Source organism: Paenibacillus montaniterrae, assembly GCF_018403185.1.
Taxonomy (GTDB): domain Bacteria; phylum Bacillota; class Bacilli; order Paenibacillales; family Paenibacillaceae; genus Pristimantibacillus; species Pristimantibacillus montaniterrae.
Genome location: NZ_BOSE01000010.1, coordinates 1 through 20,390, shown reverse-complemented (window position 1 = coordinate 20,390; position 20,390 = coordinate 1). Strand labels below are relative to the sequence as shown.

Annotated in this window: 23 protein-coding genes; 6 read left to right on the top strand and 17 right to left on the bottom strand. The window is 41.6% G+C overall.

What is annotated here, in order from left to right:
• Positions 1-101 precede the first annotated feature (101 nt).
• The 3 genes from KJS52_RS21465 to KJS52_RS21455 all read right to left on the bottom strand — a co-directional run bounded on the left by KJS52_RS21465 (position 102) and on the right by KJS52_RS21455 (position 2,269).
• Positions 102-1,145 (bottom strand): hypothetical protein, encoded by a 1,044-nt coding sequence (locus KJS52_RS21465; protein ID WP_213519346.1) that lies wholly within the window; start codon positions 1,143-1,145, stop codon positions 102-104.
• A 107-nt stretch (positions 1,146-1,252) separates the two neighbouring features.
• The gene (locus KJS52_RS21460; RefSeq protein WP_213519345.1) at positions 1,253-1,777 is read right to left on the bottom strand and encodes an RNA polymerase sigma factor; all 525 of its coding nucleotides are present in this window, start codon (positions 1,775-1,777) and stop codon (positions 1,253-1,255) included.
• Positions 1,778-1,981: 204 nt separating this feature from the next.
• A complete protein-coding gene (locus tag KJS52_RS21455) occupies positions 1,982-2,269 on the bottom strand; it encodes an alpha/beta-type small acid-soluble spore protein (RefSeq protein WP_213519344.1) in 288 nt (95 codons plus the stop codon).
• 166 nt (positions 2,270-2,435) lie between these two features.
• Between KJS52_RS21455 and KJS52_RS21450 the strand changes: the two genes are divergently transcribed.
• Positions 2,436-2,981, top strand: coding sequence for a PadR family transcriptional regulator (locus KJS52_RS21450; protein ID WP_213519343.1), 546 nt, complete (start codon positions 2,436-2,438; stop codon positions 2,979-2,981).
• 34 nt (positions 2,982-3,015) lie between these two features.
• Positions 3,016-3,513 carry a DUF4188 domain-containing protein gene (locus KJS52_RS21445; protein ID WP_213519342.1) on the top strand — a complete coding sequence of 166 codons (498 nt, stop codon included), beginning with the start codon at positions 3,016-3,018 and terminating at the stop codon, positions 3,511-3,513.
• Positions 3,514-3,592: 79 nt separating this feature from the next.
• Here KJS52_RS21445 and KJS52_RS21440 read toward each other — a convergent pair whose 3' ends face one another.
• From KJS52_RS21440 to KJS52_RS21430, 3 genes are all read right to left on the bottom strand, one after another.
• Positions 3,593-4,249 (bottom strand): hypothetical protein, encoded by a 657-nt coding sequence (locus tag KJS52_RS21440; RefSeq protein ID WP_213519341.1) that lies wholly within the window; start codon positions 4,247-4,249, stop codon positions 3,593-3,595.
• A 149-nt stretch (positions 4,250-4,398) separates the two neighbouring features.
• Positions 4,399-4,812 carry a MarR family winged helix-turn-helix transcriptional regulator gene (locus KJS52_RS21435; protein WP_213519340.1) on the bottom strand — a complete coding sequence of 138 codons (414 nt, stop codon included), beginning with the start codon at positions 4,810-4,812 and terminating at the stop codon, positions 4,399-4,401.
• A gap of 138 nt (positions 4,813-4,950) precedes the next feature.
• Entirely contained in the window at positions 4,951-6,669 is a 1,719-nt protein-coding gene (locus KJS52_RS21430) for a site-specific DNA-methyltransferase (protein ID WP_213519339.1), read from the bottom strand.
• Positions 6,670-6,799: 130 nt separating this feature from the next.
• On the opposite strand from KJS52_RS21430, the gene KJS52_RS21425 reads away from it, so the two are divergent.
• Together KJS52_RS21425 and KJS52_RS21420 are read left to right on the top strand one after the other, a co-directional pair.
• Positions 6,800-7,192: a helix-turn-helix domain-containing protein gene (locus tag KJS52_RS21425; RefSeq protein ID WP_213519338.1), complete on the top strand. Its 393-nt coding sequence runs from the start codon at positions 6,800-6,802 to the stop codon at positions 7,190-7,192.
• Between the two features lie 171 nt (positions 7,193-7,363).
• Complete coding sequence (locus KJS52_RS21420) at positions 7,364-7,756, top strand: helix-turn-helix domain-containing protein (protein ID WP_213519337.1); 393 nt, start codon at positions 7,364-7,366, stop codon at positions 7,754-7,756.
• A gap of 58 nt (positions 7,757-7,814) precedes the next feature.
• Here the strand turns inward: KJS52_RS21420 and KJS52_RS21415 are convergent, their stop codons facing one another.
• The 11 genes from KJS52_RS21415 to KJS52_RS21365 all read right to left on the bottom strand — a co-directional run bounded on the left by KJS52_RS21415 (position 7,815) and on the right by KJS52_RS21365 (position 19,408).
• On the bottom strand, positions 7,815-9,089 hold the full coding sequence (locus tag KJS52_RS21415; RefSeq protein WP_213519336.1) for a TraB/GumN family protein: 1,275 nt from the start codon (positions 9,087-9,089) through the stop codon (positions 7,815-7,817).
• 491 nt (positions 9,090-9,580) lie between these two features.
• Positions 9,581-10,186: a CPBP family intramembrane glutamic endopeptidase gene (locus KJS52_RS21410; protein ID WP_213519335.1), complete on the bottom strand. Its 606-nt coding sequence runs from the start codon at positions 10,184-10,186 to the stop codon at positions 9,581-9,583.
• Between the two features lie 28 nt (positions 10,187-10,214).
• Positions 10,215-11,501: a TolC family protein gene (locus tag KJS52_RS21405; RefSeq protein WP_213519334.1), complete on the bottom strand. Its 1,287-nt coding sequence runs from the start codon at positions 11,499-11,501 to the stop codon at positions 10,215-10,217.
• A 13-nt stretch (positions 11,502-11,514) separates the two neighbouring features.
• Entirely contained in the window at positions 11,515-13,173 is a 1,659-nt protein-coding gene (locus tag KJS52_RS21400; RefSeq protein ID WP_213519333.1) for a beta-barrel domain-containing protein, read from the bottom strand.
• Positions 13,173-15,392, bottom strand: a complete 2,220-nt coding sequence (locus KJS52_RS21395) for a peptidase domain-containing ABC transporter (RefSeq protein WP_213519332.1) — start codon at positions 15,390-15,392, stop codon at positions 13,173-13,175. Before KJS52_RS21395 ends, KJS52_RS21400 begins: the two co-directional genes overlap by 1 nt.
• A 51-nt stretch (positions 15,393-15,443) precedes the next feature.
• Positions 15,444-15,812: a hypothetical protein gene (locus tag KJS52_RS21390; protein WP_213519331.1), complete on the bottom strand. Its 369-nt coding sequence runs from the start codon at positions 15,810-15,812 to the stop codon at positions 15,444-15,446.
• A 52-nt stretch (positions 15,813-15,864) separates the two neighbouring features.
• On the bottom strand, positions 15,865-16,149 hold the full coding sequence (locus KJS52_RS21385; RefSeq protein ID WP_213519330.1) for a Blp family class II bacteriocin: 285 nt from the start codon (positions 16,147-16,149) through the stop codon (positions 15,865-15,867).
• Between the two features lie 17 nt (positions 16,150-16,166).
• A complete protein-coding gene (locus KJS52_RS21380; RefSeq protein WP_213519329.1) occupies positions 16,167-16,454 on the bottom strand; it encodes a hypothetical protein in 288 nt (95 codons plus the stop codon).
• Between the two features lie 15 nt (positions 16,455-16,469).
• Complete coding sequence (locus KJS52_RS21375; RefSeq protein WP_213519328.1) at positions 16,470-16,952, bottom strand: GyrI-like domain-containing protein; 483 nt, start codon at positions 16,950-16,952, stop codon at positions 16,470-16,472.
• A gap of 325 nt (positions 16,953-17,277) precedes the next feature.
• Positions 17,278-18,105 carry a helix-turn-helix domain-containing protein gene (locus tag KJS52_RS21370; RefSeq protein WP_213519327.1) on the bottom strand — a complete coding sequence of 276 codons (828 nt, stop codon included), beginning with the start codon at positions 18,103-18,105 and terminating at the stop codon, positions 17,278-17,280.
• Between the two features lie 883 nt (positions 18,106-18,988).
• Positions 18,989-19,408, bottom strand: a complete 420-nt coding sequence (locus KJS52_RS21365; RefSeq protein WP_213519326.1) for a CPBP family intramembrane glutamic endopeptidase — start codon at positions 19,406-19,408, stop codon at positions 18,989-18,991.
• Between the two features lie 199 nt (positions 19,409-19,607).
• Between KJS52_RS21365 and KJS52_RS21360 the strand changes: the two genes are divergently transcribed.
• Both KJS52_RS21360 and KJS52_RS21355 read left to right on the top strand, forming a co-directional pair.
• Positions 19,608-19,916 carry a PadR family transcriptional regulator gene (locus KJS52_RS21360; RefSeq protein WP_281425676.1) on the top strand — a complete coding sequence of 103 codons (309 nt, stop codon included), beginning with the start codon at positions 19,608-19,610 and terminating at the stop codon, positions 19,914-19,916.
• Complete coding sequence (locus KJS52_RS21355; protein WP_213519325.1) at positions 19,913-20,260, top strand: DUF1048 domain-containing protein; 348 nt, start codon at positions 19,913-19,915, stop codon at positions 20,258-20,260. The genes KJS52_RS21360 and KJS52_RS21355 overlap by 4 nt, the downstream gene beginning before the upstream one ends.
• Positions 20,261-20,390 lie beyond the last annotated feature (130 nt).

The following is a 20,390-nucleotide window of genomic DNA, read 5'->3' as shown; positions in this document are numbered from 1 at the left end:
TATTCAATAGAGATAAGCTCAACTGAGACAGAAGGTTCCAGCTAATAACATATCGACGGTATGTTAATCCATTAACCTCATATAATTACGATGTGCTTATTTCATTTCGGGTTATTTTCCTCATCCAGGATGACGATCCTGCCCGTAATTACACCATTTTCGTCCTTGTGGAACAGCACCGCTTGATAGACTTTACCTTCACCGCTAACCGAGAGCCGTCTATCAGTAAAGCCAACCTGACCTTCTTCAAACAGGTTTTCAAGAAGGATTGTTGCGCTTCTATTCTCGTAAGTATAGACGATATTGCCTGAATCATCGTAGGTGACCTCTTTAATTGAATCCGCAATGGTCTCGCCGATTTCTTCGCCATTGCGGATTTTGGCCCGTAAAGAATCGATCCAGCTTTGCATTTCCATTTCCTCATCGCTTGGTTCCTCTGGCGTTGGGTTCAACAGCTTCTTCAAATACGACTCTGCTTTTTCCTCGTCCGCTTTAGCTGTAGCAAGCGGCAGATCAAATAATAGCGCTGCGCCAGCATAGTTTTCATTCACGTGGATTTCACCTGTTGCTGCATCGTATTTAAATGCTTCTTTGCTAAAAAAGGTTGAGCCGCTGCTGATCGCCAAGTATACGCCTCTGTCTGCGAACACTTCAACTTGATCACATTCAATCAGCCTGTACATTACGCCATCAATAACAGCCTCATTGTAAGCGCCGTTCATCGTAACAATATTGACCCTCCAAGGCTCCTGCCCTTTGATTAAAGGCGAGATAAAGAAGGGAACCTTGCCATACTCATCATCAGCAGTGCTTGGCATTGGCTCGCCGTCCTGTCTCATAATCGATACTACCGCATAGGTTCTGTCAGAATAAATTTCCTCTGAAGAATGTTCAAATGCACTAAGCCCTGCTCCCGACACAATGCCATGCAGCGTAAACCGATAGTCTCCAGAATTCTTTGACTGATTAATCTCAATTGCGTCCTTACTGTCAAATGCCTCCGCCAACAGCTGATCGCCGAAATGCTCGGCTACCTGCTTGGGACTAAACAGTTGAGTCGCAGCATAGGCAGATACAGACAATACAAGCAGCAATACCGCTGCCAGCAATCCTACAGAAAGCTTCCTTCTATATGCTTGTTTCATTTGGCTTCGCTCCTTTATTTTCTCGATAAGGCTATTATTCAACGTTTCATCGGGCTCAGCTTTGGAAGCCAAAGCTTGTCTCAGAATCTGCTCCAAATCGTCATTTTTCATGGGGAATCAACCTCCAATACCTGTCTCATTGTTTTGCGTGCTTTAAACAGTCTGCTCTTTACCGTTCCTGCAGGAATGCCAAGCGCCAAAGCTATCTCCTCTACCGTCATGTCTGCTGTGTAATACATATATAATGGCAGCTTGATTTTATCGTCCAATTGGCTGGCTGCGTTCTCGAGCATCGTTCGCAGCTCGAGCGACAGTACCGCTTCCTCCGGTGTCGCTTCACTTGCGAAAGAACCAGGCTTATTTGCAGCCTCGTCAAGCCCGGCAGTCGGGGCAATCCGTTGTCTCCAGGCAAGCTTGCGTCGATGATTTTGGTGAAGCCTGATTGCTATAGATATAAGAAATGCTTTAGGATTGCGGGACACATCCAGCTTGCGGCGCAGCTCCACAGCTTTAAGAAAAGTTTCCTGATACAAGTCATCCGTATCCTCTTTGTTCCCCGTCAATTGGTAGCAAAAACCGTAAATCGACTTGCCATGCAGCTTCACGAGCTCGATCAACTCATCAGTATTCACTTAACTTCTCCTTCCCGAATGGCCATTCATCTATATATTGTCATAACTGTCGGGCTGGTTCATCTTAATGGTCAAAAACGTTGAGTTGACCTTTAAAATAGAAAAAAGCGAGTGAATCACGCTTGAGCTTTGTGCTGCAAGCTGATTTCTTCGCTTTACTGGTGTTCCTTCATTTTAAATTTATCATCGACAATGCAAAGCTTGCTATTTTTGCTGCTCGCTATCAGCAAGCTTCTGCTGGGCAAGCCGAATCATTTCCTTAACCATCGAGCCTCCAATTTTGCCGCCAATATGACCCGCATCCTCTGTCGTAAGCTGACCATTGCCTGATGGCTTTAAAGGAACGCCTAGCTCCTTGGCAACCTCGTACTTCACATCATCCGGGCGCTGTGGATCTACTGCATAGCCTTCCTTTCTCATCACTTCCGCCTTAAACGCCTGCATGCTTTGCTCAACGGCTGGCACTGCGTATTTTCTCCGTCTTCTGGCCATTTCGTTCACTCCTACTTGCAATTTTCTTTTAAGATGCCCTTGCACATGCTGTTTCATGCTCTTTGCAAAAATTAAAATTGTTCAACGAAAAAAGGGATTCCATTTCAGAAAAGAATGTTGTATTATATATCTGAAAGATATATATCAATTAGATATAGGTGATTCGATGACAAAGTATAACCATACAACCTACGCTATTTTAGGCATCCTGACAACGGATTGTCGTTCAGGCTACTCGATCAAGCAGCTGATCGACCAAAGCTTGACCCATTTCTGGAAAATAAGCTACGGGCAAATTTACCCTACGCTAAAGCTACTGGTCGAAGACGGGCTGGCTACCATAACAACATCTGTTCAGCAAGGCAAGCCGGATCGCAATGAATATGAGTTGACCGAGAAAGGAAAGCAAACGCTGCGCCAATGGCTGGAGCAGCCAATTGAACAAATTCCTGTAGAGCGCAATGAGGTGCTGCTGAAGCTTTTTTTCGGCAGTCATCAGTCGAAGCAGCATTCTATCCAAATTGTCGAGGATTACAAGCAAAAGCTTGAGGCACGGCTGCAAACCTACCTTGGCATCGAGCAAACGATCAAGTCCTATCCGACTCAGCAGGAGGATGTAAAGTTTTGGCTGATAACATTGGATTATGGAAAGCGCACGACGGTGGCCGGGATTGAATGGTGCAGCCATACACTAGAGTCAATTCGAGATTGAGGTTTGATGACATTATAAGAAAGGAGAATTGCTTATGAGTTCATCCATTTTTAAAGGGCGCTACACGGTTGAAAATGATGAGGATCTAGTTGTATTTCTCATCGGCATGCGTATAAACAAGCGCTGGGCGCTGCATAAATGGCTGCCTGTCTTTTGGTCGATGCCCGGCATGATTCGCGAGCTTTATACGAATAAGGATAAGCTTGGCTTTAAGTCCACAGAGAGCTTCTTTGGCCTGCGTACAACGGTTATGATCCAGTATTGGCGCTCAACTGAGGATGTTATTGCTTATGCAAGGCAGGAAAAGCATTTGAAGGCTTGGCAGGATTTTAACAGAAAGCTTAAAGGGAATGATGCTGTTGCCGTCTACCATGAAACTTACGAGGTGAAGGCAGGGCAATATGAAGCGGTTTATGTCAATATGCCGCAATACGGTCTGGGCAAAGCATTAAAGCATATTCCTGTTAGTAAGGAAAGGCATTCTGCAAGCCAGCGTCTGAAGGCAGGAAAGAGCGAGAAGCGCAGCTCGTAATAGCTACAAGGAAAAAGCTGGCGAGGCCGCTAAGTCGCTTGCTTTTTCTTTTTTAAACAGGCATCTTTACTACTGCACATCATAGCTCAAGCCTCCAAACCGTCTCAAGCTCAGGTCTATGCTCTACTATCCCGATCACAGCGCGAGGTGAAGCTGTCAGCTTCCGAGAATAGATCACCTTATCTACATGGCAATTGTCACCGATTGTTATATGCTCACCTGCAATAACCTCTGCTTGCACATCATTGACCTCTATTTTACGGCCTCGCAGGCTGCCAAATCTGCCTCTCTTGCCACCCAACGAAAGCCAGCTTAAGAGCGATGTCCGATCGTTTTTAATGGTGATGCTTTGCTCGGCATAGATGTCTTCAACGCTGGCTCGTCCATGCTGCCATATAATGACTCTGCTAGCTTGCAATGCCCCGGTAATGCTCACCTTGCCTTTAGCTTCAAATAGATCAGTATTCACCCCATCGGCTGCAAAGGAGCCCGATACCACTATGTTGCGCGCCTGCACATACTGAATGCTGCTATGTCCATGGCAGCTCATCTGCTGCACTTGGCAAGCTCCGAGCACATAGCAAGAACCATAGCTCGTTAACCGCTCTGCTATGATCCCATTATTAAATTTGCCGTGCCCAAGAATGCGTAAGCTGCGGGCATGCAGCGTTTCCTGAAATACTTTGCTGCCGCTTATCGTCATGTTCTGCTCGCCTGCTAAACGTGTTTGATTCATGATAGATCAGCCTCATTTATTTTAATTAATATATATTTTAATTATTAAAATATATATTGCTACTTTAAGCTTCCACCTCCCTATCTGTCAACTGCTAGCTTAAATTTTGGGCAAATAAAAAAGCCAACCTGCGCAATTTGCAGATCAGCTTAATCGATTATCGTTGCCATCAGGCTATGAATTTGCTTGAAAACATCCAGCATTGCTTGCAGCTTCTCTTGAGGCAGTGCAGCAAAAATATCGTCTACTACCTTTTCTCCCTCAGCGGTTAGTGCGACCTGGACCACTCTGCGATCCACCTTGTGACGAATCCGATATACCAGCTGCTGCTCCTCCAGCTTGTCACACATTGAGGTAGCTGCACCCGCAGTAACCGAGAAACGCTCAGATATTTCTGTAATGCGCATACTGCCGCTTAGCTTCAAATCCATCAGCAGCATCACATGATTGGGGGATAATGGAGCATCCTCTGTCAAGCGCTCCATAAACCTTTTCGATTGATGCTGCACAGACCGCATTTCAGTAATTACATCAAGTATATTAACCTGCTGCTCCTGTTGCATGAAACAGCCTCCTCTTCGCTTCAGCTCAATAGCGCAACTCACTATTGACTAAACTATATAGAACAGCTGCTTCTATGTCAATGAACCGCCCCTTTGCCTGCAACACTTAAAGTGGCATCCATATGAAATGCCGCTCCGCTAAAGCACGATTAAACGGGTAACGGCTGCCCGCGATTTAAACATCGCTTCTACATAAGCTCGTTCATCAGCATCAATGAAAGCATGCTCGCGAAAAACGGCCAGCTGCGGCTGCTTCATAATAATATGCTCAATCAATTTCTGTGGCAAATGCTTTGCAAAGCAGGCAATAAACAAACCGCCTGCTACATAATAGAGGCGCTTGCCGTGCAACTCGCTCTCCTCAATCGACAGAGACAGCTCTAGCCCGAGCTCCAGCAACATTTGAATAAGCAGCTCCTCGGGCAGTTCATCCTGACTGCCTGCTTCCTTTTTCTCGATGGCAGCAACGCGAAGCAAGCGATAGCCGTAATCGATGTCGGCTCCAGTGTCAGCCTTAATTTTTAGCGCGGCGCGGCGAATCCGCTCCTTGCCAATATCGCAAATTGTATGGAAGCCTGCCTGCCAAGCATGCGACTGCGGCTTTATCTGCTCAGGCAGCTGCACCATGATGTAGGCTCGCCGACCATCGTCCTCCGCATTAAGCCGCATCACGGCATGGGCCGTAGTTGCTGAGCCAGAGAAGAAATCAAGCACAATATCGTCGGGGCCAACATTGGCAATGTTCATCATATAGGTAATAAGCGTGCTAGGCTTCGGCGTATCGAACACATTTTCCGGCATAAGCTCCTTTAGCTCATAGCGCGCCGACTTGTTGTCGCCTACTTTCTCTCTCGACCACCATGTATCCGGTGTTATACCTGCCTTTACTTCTGACAAAAACCTTTTCTGCATCGGTCTGCCCGTTCCATTCCTGCCAAATGTAATTCGGCCATCTGCCAGCAGTTCCTTGTACCTTTGCTCGCTCACAATCCACGCTCTGCCGGGCGGTGGATAAAATCGCTCACCCGTCGGCCCGATAATCGGATAATCGCCTCGCGGGCTGTATGTTCTTGCAGATAGATCGCTGGCACGCCACGGTCCGCGCGGATCATCATCAGGATTTCGGAAGGCGGCCAGTTGCTTTTCTCCTCTCGGCAATAGACCCGGCTGCCACGCTTCAATATTTTTCGCGAACATTAAAATATGCTCATGCGTTGCCGATACCGTCTTGGCATCGTTGGCAGGAGCATATTTTTTCTGCCAGACAATATGAGCGACAAAATTGGATGGGCCAAACAGCTCCTCCAGCAGCTTTTGCAAATTCGCCTGCTCATGATCGTCGATGCTTATGAACATCACTCCATCCTCACGCAATAGCTGGCGAGCCAGCTTAAGCCTGGCGTACATCATCGACAGCCATTCACTATGAAAGAACTGATCATTAAAAACATATTGCTTGCCGGTATTGTAAGGTGGATCAATATAGATCAACTTGATCCGGTTCCAGTAGGAGTGCTGCAGCAGCTTTAAAGCCTCCAAATTGTCCCCTTCAATATAAAGATTGCGCGTCTTGGCCCAATCCACACTGCCGGCCTTGTCTGGACGCAGTGTACTGCTAGTCGGCAGGCTCGCTTGAAGCAGCGCTTGCTTTTTGCCCGGCCAATTAAACTGATACCGTTCCATCGCTCCGTCCACGATTACGTCGGAAAGCTCTTGCTTTAACAAATCGAAATCAATCGCCTGTTTGATCTTGCCGTTGTCGGCAAGCTTCTCTGTCAGCACATGCGGAAACCATTGCCCGATGCGTGCAATGCTTGCCTGTGCTGAATGTTTAGCAGCCATCGCCAGCTTATTCATCCTCATCCCTCAACTTTTTCTTAATAAACTACAGAAATTCTAATATAATGAAACATTTGTATTTATTTTTCATTATACACGAATCTCTTTTTAGCGTAAAATCCAATACGCTAGGGATGAGGTGAGCAGGATGTCAGATCTAAGTAGTTTAATTGGCAAGCAGTTAAAGCTGATTCGCAAGCATCAAGGGCTTACACAGCAGCAGGTGGCTGACTGTATCGCCAACGCCAATGACAAAGAAGGCTTCAACAAATCGCGCGTTTCCAAAATCGAATCAGGCACGGAGAACATTACCCTCTCTACGCTTGAACTGATGATGAATGCATTAAACGTTACACCGTTTGAGCTATTTAACTTTCAAAAATATCAAAGCAGCGCAGAATACGAAAGTAAAAAGCTAATGATTGAAGCACATCGCTGGCTGCTGATGGAGCGTCCTATCAATGAAGTCAAATATATTGTCAACACAACAAACGATTTCATTAATACAATCGAGCAAAGAGATAATGATCCGCAAAGCTAAAAGCCACTCCTTTATAACGAGGAATGGCTTTTTGTTTTACCGATAAAGTCGTAATCCTTCTATAAAATCATCGGAAGTTTTTCTAAATAGAAACATTATTTAATATTTTTCATTATATACGAATCTCTTTTTAGCGCAAAATCCAATACGCTAGAAATGAGGTGAAATAGGATGTCGAACCTAAGCAAATTAATCGGCAAGCAGTTGAAGTTAATTCGCAAGCATCAAGGACTTACACAGCAGCAGGTGGCAGACCATATTGCCAACGCCAATGACAAGGAAGGCTTCAACAAATCGCGTGTTTCCAAAATCGAATCGGGCAAGGAAAATATAACGCTTTCTACATTAGAATTGATGATGAACGCCTTGAATGTTACTCCGTTCGAGCTGTTTAACTTTCAAAAATATCAAAACAGTACGGACTTTGAAAGCAAGAAGCTTATGATTGAAGCGCATCGCTGGCTGCTAATGGAGCGACCGATCAATGAAGTGAAATATATTATTAACACGACAAATGATTTCATTAATACAATCGAGCAAAAGAATAATGATTCACAAAGCTAAAAGCCACTCCTTGCAGATAAGGAATGGCTTTTAGCTTTATATACGTATGAAATGACAACTAGATTCTAGTAACGGTATAGCCTTTTTCTTTCAATAGTGTAACCAGGCCGTCTTTTCCAAGCATGTGAAGATAGCCCGCTACAACAAAGTAGGAATCCTTATTCTCATTGTTCAAGTAGCCTTCGATTTTTTCCATCATACCTGCGTGACGATTTTTCAAAAGCTTTTCGTAAAGCTCAGTATTCTGTTGTACTTCTGCCACCAGCTCTTCCAGGCCAGCGTCATCCCCTTGAATCCATAGCCCAGCCAAAACATCTAGTGTGGGCTCTGTTGAATCAGCTGTCTCAGCTACGCCGAAGATGCCATCCAACGCCTCATTTACTTGCAATTCTTGCAGCTCCTTGGAATAGCTGTCGAACACCTTAAGTTGAGAAGAATATGATTCCAGCTCTAAAATCGGCTTATTAGCCGCTAAAGCTCTGCTTAAATAATACATATCAATTCCGACGCCGCCCTGATAGCCCTCCGTAGTCGCTGCATAGTTAACCATATCTAAATATACTGCCCAAGGCTTGTAGGTATCATAGGCGTCGGTTGGCAGTCCCAGCTCCTGAAGGAAGGCTTGTACGCGCGCATAAGTATCTGCTGATACATGATCCTTTAGCGTTGTGCCATCCGCATAGGTTTGCAAGGCTGCAATTTCCGCTGCCGTTTGCTTATCTGGTACTTGAGCAATATTTATCTCTACTACAAGATGGTCTGAACTTTCGAATGCTTCTTCAATCTCATCGCGCAGCGGATACATTTTGGCGTCACCCAAATGAATGGAGCCTAGCAAATGCACAACAGCGCCATCCTTTTCCACTTTCCAAATGTAGCCTTTGCTAGCTTCCTTAACTAAGGTCACAGAACGTGCAGGACCGTTCCAGCCCACTTCATAACCAAGCGCTTCACTAATAAATCTGACAGGAACATACACAGTTCCATCTTGAACATTTGGTGCAGCAGTTAATTCAACTTCGATTCCATTAACGTAGCCAGTAGAGTTACCGACTTGGAACCCAAGCACTAGCCCATATTTTTCTGCCGCTACTGCGCTGTTTTCTTCATCCCATGTTACATCATAGCCGAGTGTTTCCAGCGTCGTGATCGCTGGAACAAACGTCGTTCCTTTAACGAGTACCGGCTGATGCTCGCCAAATTCTACTTGCTCCCCATTCAGCCACACTGTTACTGCATTGTTTGCTGCATTTTCTGCTTCTTTTGCCTGCACACCTGTTGCCAATGCAAAAATTAGCATCAGGGCAGCCAGCAACGATGTCCATTTCTTCATTTTTTCTCCTCTTTCTATATGTTAATTTTTGTTGCACACATATCTTCAAATATAGCAAAATCATCCCAAAAATAGTCTATTTGTCCTAGAATGCAGTTTTTATATCACAACTGTAAGGTTGAAGCTCCGAGCAGATGACATGACAAGATAAAACAGGCTGGTAACTCCTTAAGCGTTATACTGTTTATCTTCTTTTTTCATACGATAGATTATAGCTATTGAGTATACTATCATAAAAAGTATTATCCCTATAAAAGGAAACTGACCTTTAATACTTTGTGTCTCAACTATATTGTAGATAGCAAATGGAACTAACAAAACTATAGCTATTAAGTAAATAATTAGAATTATTTTTTCTGATTTTCTTACCCTTCGCATTTTACACCCCCATTGTATTAATCACCTGCACACCAGAGTTGGAGCAGCAATACCACTATAACCGATAAAGTAATTGGGGTGCATTTAAAGGCTAAATAGTTAGCTGCCGTTAATTAAATCAAAAAAACTGCATACAAGTTCCATAAAACATGTAAGATGTAGGAACTGGCTAAACTACTCGTTTTATACCTTACGATGGTAATAAACAAATCCCCGCAAAAGTAAAACAAAAAGTTATCATTATGCATAATAGCAAAAAGTAACGTCGTAAGAACAATGGCAGCTACCTTACCCTTTTTTATAAAAAGAAATTTATATAATACGCCTCTAAACAATATTTCTTCAAAAAGTGGTATTAATATAACTAATAAAAGTACAATCCATACTGAGGGTTGCCAGTCAGAATATTCGATATTTATTACATCTGAATTCATTAGTAAATGGACAACAAATGTAATGAAAAAAGCTACTCCCATATATATATAAGTTTTTACTTGTTTTAACGCTGCTAGATTAATTTCAGTAGCTACATACTTGAATGTCTTTGGAAAAATCAAAAATGATATTACGTATGCTAAAAATTGTGTTGTATACAATATCGTATAGTCATCCATTGAAAACCGGCTAACATGACTTCGTATCGCAACTAATAAGAATGGAAGCAAGATAGAAAAAAATACTATGGAAACTGCCAGTAAAACAATATTTCTCGTTCTCATATGCCTGTTGCACCTCTACGTATTACTGTTATGGTAATACGCCAAGTACTGCAATTCTCTTTTTCTCTTGCCAAAGCGCATACTGCAATCTACTCTTTTCAAGCTTAAATTCTAATCGCTTCAGCTCGTTGCTCGTAATTTCTAATTCTCTTACAGAGATGCTTCCGCTTGAAAGCAGCTTTTTGTCATCTCCTAGTTTGGCAGCAAGCAGCGTATGCTCATTCTCCAACTCTTTCATGGTCTGCTTGATGTTCTTTTGCTCGGATTGTAAAGAATCAACCTTTTGTTCCAGCCACTGGTCGATGATCGCTTTCTTTTCAGTTTCCACCACGACTACAGTATGTAGATAGTCTTCAAGCGGCTGGTCATTTGTTTTTGTCTTGGCAGCCTCTAGTCTTGACTTGACATAATTTATTGTTTCTTCTGCTTTGATATGATCAATCTGCTTCATAATATCAATTTTAGTTTCTTCATAGCTATTCGTTTGTTTCATAGCTTCTACAGTTGGCAGAATGACTGTATCCTCATTGTTTATTCCTAGAATCTGCTTAAATAGCTTCATTTTTTCAAGTAATTGCAACTCGAGAGAATCTCGATTACGCTTATACAGATCAACTGATTGATTAGCTTGATCAACCTCTTTTTTTGTAGCTAATCCATACCTATAAAGCTTCTCTGTATCTTTAGCAGCAGCTCCAGCTGTTTGAATTTCAAATTCGGCCGATTGAATATCGATTTGAAGCTCGATAATCTCGTAATAGCTTTGAATCGCATAAAGCTGTGCCAACAGCTCGAGCTTTTCTTTTTCCAACCTGGATAGCTTCAAATTATAGTTGCTATTGCGAATTTCTTCATCAAGCGTATTCATCTGCATGCTCCATTGCTGAACTCCTAACGTGTACTGGTATTCAGCTTGAGCTTCCAGCATGCTGTTCATCGATGCGTTAATCATTGCCTGAATCATTAAAACCGAATCAGTTTCCTGCTTCTCCTGATCCGTTAGGCTGTCATAGTCTGGTACCAGCTTGCGAAGCTCCTCTATAGTAGTGGGCAGTTTATTTACAATGGGCCTGCTATATTCCCCTTGCTTTTTACGTTGTTCCTCTGAATATCGCAGTTGAGCCGCATCTAGCTGAAGCTGCAGGTTTTGCTGTTGAACGGACATATAATTTTTTGCTGCCAGCTCCAACATTTTCTCTCTCGTTAAAGAGATCGTTTCGCCTTTCTTCGTATCTGCAGAAGCAGCGGTAAGAGTGGGGAGCTGCAGCATAAATAACAGCAGCACAATACATCCGAATGCATATACGTTACGCATGTGTCCTCCCCCCTTAATCCCGTAAATTGATTTTTTCCAGCAAGTAATGAATAATCTTTTTAGAATCTTTTATAACGTAAGCCTCCGCCGTCATACCAACGCGTATTTCTCCACTCTCTCCCTTACGGTTAACAAGCGGTTGATTAGCAATCGATGCCTCTATTGTATAGTAGCTTCTTCCGTCCTGCTGTACGATCGAGTCCGTACTGATAGAATTCACGATGCCCGTTAAGGAACCGAAGCTTTGTTTCGGAAACGCATGAAAGTTCATATCAACCTTTTGACCTACAGCAATTTGACCAATTTCATGGTTTGGTACGGCAATGCTCATTTTATACATTGATTCGTTTACTGGAATAATAGAAAAAAGTGGCTCGCCAGGTTGAACAATATCACCCTTGTTTATTTCTTTTGTCATGTGAACCATTCCCGAAATCGGTGCACGGATGCTTTGTTTATCAATAGCCAGCTCTAACTGATCCACTTGATCACGCAGCGACTGAATCGACTTTTCCTTCTCTTCAATTGCAGCCTCAATTTGAACGATACGATCGAGCTTAAACTTTTCCAATTCTATCGATGATTTCTGGCGAATACTGTCACTTTGTTGCAGTAAGCTTTCGTATTGATCACGAAGCTTTTCCTCCTCTAGCTGTAAGGACTCCTGCTCCAAAACTACTGAAGATTGCTTATTCTCAAGCTGCTCTAACAGCCGGCGCGCCTCTTTTAATTTGTTTTCATATTCGGTGATCTGAGCCTGAACCGCTAAAAGCGTTTCTTGTTGAAATTGAATAAGCTGCAGTTTGGATGCTTCAAGCTGTGCCTGCTCTGCTTCGAGTTGTGACTTGGGAACAAAGCGCTCGCCCAAAGCAGTTGATTGTGCCACTTTTTTTTCACTCTTACTAATAGAAGCCTTAAATTCATTTACCGAAAGCATGTACTTGTTAAATCGCTCAGTTCTTAACAAATCATCCTCTGGAAGCTTGTTCATTTCTTGTTCAATAGACTGCTTTAACAGCAGCTCACCAGCTATCTCTTGTTCCAATTCTTTTATTTGTCGCGTATACTCAGCTATTGCTTCATTGTTTTTTTGACTTGCTGCACGCTGATTCAGCACATTTCCTTCCTTTGCATGTAACGACTCACCCTTCGCTTGCTCCATCTGCTTGATGCTTGCTTCAAAATCGAGCTCTTTCTGGGAAAACTCCAACAAATATTGCTCAACCAAATGATAATAAACAGTCTCTTCTTCAAGCTCTTTACTGAATAAATTGTTATGATCGTTTACGCTATCTCTATAGCGCTTTAGAAATTCAGCGTCTTGTTCAAATGTTTTAAGTTCTTCTTGCTTGGTTAATAAATCTAGCTGAAGGCTGTCATGCTCGAGTGTCATAAGAAGATCTTCTTCTTCCACCCATTGACCTTCTTTCACATGCAGCGACTCAATTGTTCCAAGTACAGAGGTCTGAATACTGCTTACCTTTTCATTGGGTCGGACAATCCCCGATGCTTTGGCTACTTCGTCTATTTCACCAATAAATGCCCATGTTAAGCCAGCCCCAAGCAATAGTACTAGAATCGCAATAAAGGTTGTGATCGCTGGATGTGTGCGAGCTTCAAGAATCTCTCTGCTATCTGTCATTTCTGACATTTCTCGAATGATAGCTCTCATTAAACTCCACCTACCCCTACTGCAACATTCGTGTCGGCATAATTATTCTCCAGTCCTGGCAGCTGGTCCTTCCATAACTCGAAGTACTTCCCTCTTGCTGCCAGAAGCTGCTCGTGTGTGCCCTGCTCCAATATTTGACCTTGCTCCAGCACATAAATGCGATCACAACGCATAATGGTGCTAAGACGGTGCGCAATTATAATCGTCGTTAGATTTTCAAAATTGTTTATCGTTTCCGATACTGCTTTTTCCGTAATGGAATCTAAATTACTCGTTGCCTCGTCCATTATTAGAATATCGGGATTTTTTAGAATAGCACGTGCAATCGCCAGCCGCTGCTTCTGACCACCTGAAATATTGGTTGCGTTCTCCTCCAGCAACGTCTGATAGCGAAGCGGAAAGCTATTAATAAAATCATGCGCTTGTGCCATTTTGCAAGCTTCAATAAGATGCTCAAGATCAACAGAATCGTCCACCCCAAGACGAAGATTATCCTCAATCGTACCGCTGAAAAAAAATGTATCCTGCGGGATATACGCAATCCGCTCTCGCAATGCGTCCAGGTGAATGTCCCGAATATTATAGTCATGAATTAATATTTCTCCCTTTTCATGCTGATAAAATTGCATGAGCAGCTTAATCAAGGTTGTTTTGCCAGAGCCGCTTTCTCCTACGAATGCTATTTTTTCTCCTTGACGAATCGTCATGGTAATTCCTTGTAATGTCAAAGCTCGTGTCCCGTAGCGAAAATCAACATGCTGCAGCACAATATCGCCTTTTAGACTGGCAGGCTGCAGTTTTTTGTCCTCTTGCTCGCTTTTTTCCGTTTCCAAATCCAATATTTCTCCCAGCCTGTCAGCGGCCACCACTGCTGTTTGCAAGGTAGGCTGTAAATTAATAAGATTTTGAATAGGCTCGAGAAAATAAGCAAGCAAGGCATTGTATGTAATAAGCTGCCCCATCGACATATTGCCCTTCATGACTTGCACGGCGCCAACCCATAATATAACGACTCCGCCTACAGATTGCACAAGTCCCTTCAACGATCCCTGCACATTGTTGAATATGCCGAATTTAAACACTGATTTGAGAAAGCTGACAAATTTGCGTTCCGTTTCAAAGTTGGCCTTGGATTCGGCATGGTAGGCTTTTACAGTCTCAATGCCGTCGATAGATTCGACAATGTATGAGGTCAGCTGCGCATTTTTTTCCATTTGTTCACGATTGAGGCGGTCAAACGGCTTATGGAACCCCCAAACCAATGCGATGTACAATGGAACGAGTAATACGGTGACACCGAATAGCATCGCACTTTGCGAATAGAGAATAGCACCGCCTGCAATCACCATTAAAATATCAATCATAATCGTCAATGTCGCACTGGAAATAGCGTCTCTCACCTTGGAGGCGTCCATTAAACGGGAAATAATTTCTCCCGTTTTGCGCGCACCAAAAAAGCTCATAGGGAGCTTTAAGACGTGATGGTAATAGCCGAGAATGAGCGAAATGTCCAGCTTTTGGCTTAGAAAAATAAGAAGATGCGAACGGAAAGCGTCGAGCAGCACTTTGAATAGATACAGTACAATAATGCCGATGGAGAGAATATGAAGCGTTTTCTCCAAGCCATACGGCAAAATTTCATCCAACAAAAATTGAAAATAAAAGGCGCCTAAAATACCTAAAATCGTATACAGCAAGGAAGCCAAAAATATTCCAAAAATCATCCGTTTTTGCGGCAACAGCAAGCCGAAGAAACGCGCAAACAGCCCCTTTGTCTCGTCTCCTTTGCGAAACTGAGGGGTTGGCACCATAAGAATAAGCACACCCGTCCAAATTTGAAAAAAATCTTCGGGTGTATATTTAACAAGCCCTTTAGCAGGATCGGCTACAAGGACTTCTTTTTTCGATATTTTATGAATCACAACATAGTGCAGCAATGTGCCATCGATTACAACATGGGCGATAGCGGGCAAAGGAAATTCGCTGAAAAAAGCTTCCTGATCACCTTTAACGCCTTTCGCCGTAAACCCTAGCCGCTCCGCTGCTTTGACCAAGCCATAAGCATTCGTGCCTTGCTTATCTGTCCCTGCTATTTCTCTTATTTTAGATATTGGATATTTTAAGCCATGCTGTCGAGATATGGTGGCAAGACAGGCTGCTCCGCAGTCTTTAATGTCATGTTGTTTGATGCAGTGGTATTTTTTGAAATAAATAATCATAGTTTAACCCCTTGATTGGTACGACACATTCTTATAATACATGATCTTGATCTATTTATTTAATCTAAAGGAGAACAACAAAAGAGCGATTCCTACAACAAATAAAAACAACTGATAGAATTCTAATATATCAATTAAGGCAAAAATAATGAAACCAAAACCCAATGCTGTAAGCAAAATGGATTTTAGACTAACACGACTGCCCATTGTATTTTTCATCTTTACACCGTCCTCTTTAACTACATCTATGTATTTTTCAATCTCATTTATCATAAAAACCATGGTCCATCCGACAAAAAAACAAACTAGCTCCAATACACCTAAATATGGAATAAATGAAATAACAACCAGTGTACTTCCGACAATTGCAATATAAAATCCTTTTTCAACTTTTTTGAAATTCCGTTTATAATCTATCATTATCACTACTCCTTGAAAAAGTGAAGGGAAATATTCCCCTCCACTTTTAGATTTAAAACATTAACCCTATGCCGGCACTTGCTCCACCAGTTACTGCACCTGCTACTGCACCTCTTGTTCCAAAATAAGCAGCTCCTGCCATTGCACCTGCCACAGCCCCACCAGGTCCAGCCGTTGCCCCTATAAGTGCTCCCATAGCAGCGCCAACAACTAACCCTCTAGCTCCTCCAACTACTGCTCCAATTACAACATCAGAAACCCATCCTCCGCCCTCAACATTTTGAAGGCTATTTTCAGAAATTTCTGTAAAATATGAACGATTAATCACTAGCTCCATAAACTTCGCCTCCATTCTTACTTCCAAATTTGTTTCACAATACTGCTTGCTGCCCCAAATACTGCCCCGCCAATGCCGCCAACAATAGCACCTGCGGTTCCTGCACCTACAGTACCGATAACAGGTAATACCACTGTTCCTGCTCCTGCAAATGTTAATCCTGTAGACACAGCGCCACTTGCTCCACCGATCAAGGCTGAAGTGCCAACTTTTCCCCAATCAATACCACCATGTAACTGAAAAAGTTCTTGTTCATTCATTTCGTAAAAGATTGATGATGAATTCACAATTAAACCACTATTCATTTTTTTCACCCCCTTTCAAACTATATTAGGGTTAATAGATACGTATAAATCAATGATTGGCGATGCTCCAGATTCAATTTCCATGTCATTTACATTTACACTATATACTGTACTTATTTGATTTAATTTATTTTTGTTAATATAATCTAATAACTCATTGTATGCATTTTCTACCCTCAGAGGATCACCAACATATCTTGTATATAAAGCATTGTGTAATAAAAATTTCTGTTTGAATTGATAAGGTGACTGTAATTCTATTGGGTGACTAACTGGAACCAAAAATTCGATATCTAGAAATTCGGATCCCTCTATTCTATCAACTCCATGTGTTGTTGATATCATAGGACCAGACTTTACAGCCCCTCTATTCTTTAAATTTTGCATAAATTGTATTACTCGATTATGAATTTCAGAAACATTTAACTTCTCTCTAAATGATGCTACATTTTTATACTCAAGATTTTTTCCTTCTTCAATCACTAATTCAAATTTCATTCCAACCTCCTTTAATTATTTGAGATTAATTGAATGTAAATTAACATTTGGTAATATTTAAGTTACTATAGGCAAATAGTATTGTATATATACCAAATTGGGTACAACAAGTCGGTAAGGTGAACATAGAGCACGAGTATAGAATATAATCAAAATATTATCAGGACAGCCAGTATGCTTCTCAACAAGGATCCCCCTTTCCTCTATTAGATATTTCATACCCAATTAACAAATGTCTAATCTATTGATATCGGTACAATTTATTTATTAGTAAAAGCCCAAATGGAGAGATTTATTATCGACTTTTCATAACGCAAATCAAAATCTAAGAGGTAATAAACTTCCTTATAAATTGTCCCTTATCAGAAACTCTCGTCTTACGATAAATCCTTTTGATCATAGTCCTAACCGTTCCTTCTGCTATCCCCAACTCACTTGCTATTCTTAACGCACTATAGTTGTTAAGCCACATATATCCAACTTCTTTTTCTCGCGGAGAAAGCCGATAACTTTCAAATTGTTCGTAAATCATTTGTCGCTGATCATATGTGTTTAATTCTTCTTCAATACGTTTATGTGTTAAAGCGAATAGGGATGCCATTAATAAATGATCGTCCTTAACCGAACACGACATATCCAAATAGCCTATAATTTCACCGTTTTGCCGTACTGGGGCACAAAAACAGTTCCATTGCTTAAATACGCTCAGATCATGTTCAGCTCCACTTAAAAACACCCAACCCTTTAATGCAATAGAAATATTAATCGCATTAACTCCTGCATTTTGAATGGTGAAGATGGAGCCTTCTCCTAAATTTGTTGCTCTATTTAAGGTCTGGACAAGCTTTTGAGAGCCAAATACTGATAACGCGATCCCCTCTGTTGTCGTCAAAATAAATAGAATGGATTTATAGGTATCAGAAAGCGTGTCTTCACAGTGCTTTTGGACTACTTTTCTTAGTAACTCGTAGCTTGCATATAGTTGTTTTAGTTGCTTCTCACTTACTCTTTGTCTCAAATAAGATTGCACATAGTAATCTTGACTTGCTTCTCGTTGCAACTCCCATTTCTTCAACAGTTTATTATCTAAAGATTGCAATGTCTTCCAAGGCTGTTTCAGCTTTTCCGTTTCAAGTCTAAACGTTAAAGTCACAGCATCTTTCAACTCCTTTTGTCTACTTCTTGATTTCTAGTGTTAACATTTAAATATGTTAGCGACAACTTGTTAATATATGGAACAGATTCCTGCATCCCTAATATAACAGATTCCTCATAAAAATAGTTATTTTTTCCTAGAAACCCATTCTAACGTCCTAACCGTATGGTTGTTTCCCTACTTTCCTCAACTTCTCGAAACCGTATTTAGTGTTTAGCTTGCAAACATTCAATCAGCTTACTTTTTTGAATACGAAAACTATTAAGGAAACAACAAAAATCAGGAATGCCTCACCTTGCTTCGAAACAGCAATATTGCAATATCAAGAATCAAAACTACAACAACTAAAATATAAAAATATGGAATCTTCATACGGAATATTTCCACAACTAAAAACACTATAATCAATAAAAATTTCAAGAAGCTTACGGAGTTATGAAAACCTTCAAGTACACTACTACTATTTTGACCATTGGACTTCATTACTAATTCACCGCCATTAAATATAGAATATACTAAGAAATTCAGATTATAGAGCCACACAAAAAAGAGCCATGGCGAGATAGAATATTCCAGTAAAAAATCAATGACTAAAATAATGCTCATTATAACAATAGACAATAACCACCATTTTGAATGTTTGTTAATAAACATTTAGAGTATCCCTCCTACTATAATCATAATTTTTCTAAACGCTAAGGTCACAGCATCTCTCAGCTCCTCGGATCTACTTATTAATTTCAAGCATTAACATTTGACTATGCTCAGGATGAACCACTAATATATGGAACATATTCCTATATTAGAGTATAGCAGATGCACCATAAAATAGTTATTTTTTCCTAGAAATCGATTTGAGTATGCAAACTTTATGATCGTTTCAGTTAAATTCCTTTGACCGACCGTAGAATGACTGTATAACTCTCACCCCACCCCCTATCGCGATTGCAGCAATTGCAAAAACAAGCAGGAGCAGAAAATAAGCTGCTGATTCTTGTTCCTTAATAACCCTGGACAAAAGAATCGTTGTTAAATTAAAAGAACTATGCGCTAGAATGGACGTCAAGAGACTGTTGGTACGATTTGCTAACCACATAAACAGTAGTGCCAACAAAAACGTATACATAATTTGCAGAGGATTAATATGGATGATTGCAAATATAGTTGCTTGCAAAAAAATAGCCGCCGTATTAGAATAACTATTTCTCAGTGACTGATAGATCAAGCCACGGAATAATATCTCCTCCATTATTGGAGCTAAATTATTTCCGACCATGCTTTCCGCTTGCTTTTCATTCATACGCCTCCATTTCCATCCTAAAATATAGCAAAATCATCTTAAAAAAGTAGCCGATTTTCCTAAGATGCGGTTTTAATATCTTTGGCGTGCACTATTGACAACCGAGCTACTACGTGATACTTTATAGCTGTAGTAAGTAATACTTCATACCAGTGATACAGAATAGCAAAGGGTGATTGTGTTGGAAAATTTAACGGAAATGCTGAAAGGGGTGCTTGAGGGCTGCGTCCTTGAAATTATAAGCCGCAATGAAACCTACGGCTACGAGATCACGCGGCAGCTGAATGCTCTCGGCTTCACAGATGTTGTGGAAGGAACCGTGTACACTATCTTGATTCGACTTGAAAAAAACAAGCTGGTGGAAGTGAACAAAAAGCCCTCTGATATGGGGCCGCCGCGAAAGTTTTTTGCGCTTAATGACGCAGGGCGCGAGGAGCTGCGCAGGTTCTGGGAAAAATGGGGATTCGTCTCATCCAAAATTAACGAGTTAAAGGAGAAAAAACAATGAATTTTTGGGAGAAAATCACTGGCAGTGACATGAAAAAGGAATTCAAAGCATTTGAAGCGCGAGTCAAAAAGCTGCCAGCCGATTATCAAGCGGCATGGGAAGAAATTAATTCCTACCTTTGGCAGCACTCCGATTTCACGGGCCGCAATCTGATGCCAATTTTAGACGGTGTGCTTGGTCTGCTTGAAGAAACAGCGGCGGACGGTCAAAGTGTCCAGGAGGTTTTGGGCGATGATATTAAAGGCTTCTGTTCAGCGCTGGCTGGCGAAGAAGGAGCAAAGTCTATTCGCGACAAATGGCGCGAGCAACTCAACAATAATGTTGCTAAAAAATTAGGCAAATAGGAGGATAGTTTGAAAGAATGCTAAAGTAACTGCTGAGAAAAAAGTGGGCATAACAAAATAAGCCTACTAAAAGTGGCTTTTAAAAAATTTTCGTTATATGGAGGTTCACATTTTAATGGGCATGTGGGGT

Bases quoted from the DNA above. Each gene is read 5' to 3' on its own strand.
- KJS52_RS21400 (WP_213519333.1), bottom strand. From the start codon at position 13,173: ATGAGAGCTATCATTCGAGAAATGTCAGAAATGACAGATAGCAGAGAG.
- KJS52_RS21410 (WP_213519335.1), bottom strand. From the start codon at position 10,186: ATGAGAACGAGAAATATTGTTTTACTGGCAGTTTCCATAGTATTTTTT.
- KJS52_RS21450 (WP_213519343.1), top strand. From the start codon at position 2,436: ATGACAAAGTATAACCATACAACCTACGCTATTTTAGGCATCCTGACA.
- KJS52_RS21420 (WP_213519337.1), top strand. From the start codon at position 7,364: ATGTCGAACCTAAGCAAATTAATCGGCAAGCAGTTGAAGTTAATTCGC.
- KJS52_RS21435 (WP_213519340.1), bottom strand. From the start codon at position 4,812: ATGCAACAGGAGCAGCAGGTTAATATACTTGATGTAATTACTGAAATG.
- KJS52_RS21365 (WP_213519326.1), bottom strand. From the start codon at position 19,408: ATGAATGAAAAGCAAGCGGAAAGCATGGTCGGAAATAATTTAGCTCCA.
- KJS52_RS21405 (WP_213519334.1), bottom strand. From the start codon at position 11,501: ATGCGTAACGTATATGCATTCGGATGTATTGTGCTGCTGTTATTTATG.
- KJS52_RS21395 (WP_213519332.1), bottom strand. From the start codon at position 15,392: ATGATTATTTATTTCAAAAAATACCACTGCATCAAACAACATGACATT.
- KJS52_RS21380 (WP_213519329.1), bottom strand. From the start codon at position 16,454: ATGAATAGTGGTTTAATTGTGAATTCATCATCAATCTTTTACGAAATG.
- KJS52_RS21385 (WP_213519330.1), bottom strand. From the start codon at position 16,149: ATGGAGCTAGTGATTAATCGTTCATATTTTACAGAAATTTCTGAAAAT.
- KJS52_RS21375 (WP_213519328.1), bottom strand. From the start codon at position 16,952: ATGAAATTTGAATTAGTGATTGAAGAAGGAAAAAATCTTGAGTATAAA.
- KJS52_RS21465 (WP_213519346.1), bottom strand. From the start codon at position 1,145: ATGAAACAAGCATATAGAAGGAAGCTTTCTGTAGGATTGCTGGCAGCG.
- KJS52_RS21455 (WP_213519344.1), bottom strand. From the start codon at position 2,269: ATGGCCAGAAGACGGAGAAAATACGCAGTGCCAGCCGTTGAGCAAAGC.
- KJS52_RS21440 (WP_213519341.1), bottom strand. From the start codon at position 4,249: ATGAATCAAACACGTTTAGCAGGCGAGCAGAACATGACGATAAGCGGC.
- KJS52_RS21415 (WP_213519336.1), bottom strand. From the start codon at position 9,089: ATGAAGAAATGGACATCGTTGCTGGCTGCCCTGATGCTAATTTTTGCA.
- KJS52_RS21390 (WP_213519331.1), bottom strand. From the start codon at position 15,812: ATGATAGATTATAAACGGAATTTCAAAAAAGTTGAAAAAGGATTTTAT.
- KJS52_RS21430 (WP_213519339.1), bottom strand. From the start codon at position 6,669: ATGAATAAGCTGGCGATGGCTGCTAAACATTCAGCACAGGCAAGCATT.
- KJS52_RS21425 (WP_213519338.1), top strand. From the start codon at position 6,800: ATGTCAGATCTAAGTAGTTTAATTGGCAAGCAGTTAAAGCTGATTCGC.
- KJS52_RS21445 (WP_213519342.1), top strand. From the start codon at position 3,016: ATGAGTTCATCCATTTTTAAAGGGCGCTACACGGTTGAAAATGATGAG.
- KJS52_RS21355 (WP_213519325.1), top strand. From the start codon at position 19,913: ATGAATTTTTGGGAGAAAATCACTGGCAGTGACATGAAAAAGGAATTC.
- KJS52_RS21360 (WP_281425676.1), top strand. From the start codon at position 19,608: ATGCTGAAAGGGGTGCTTGAGGGCTGCGTCCTTGAAATTATAAGCCGC.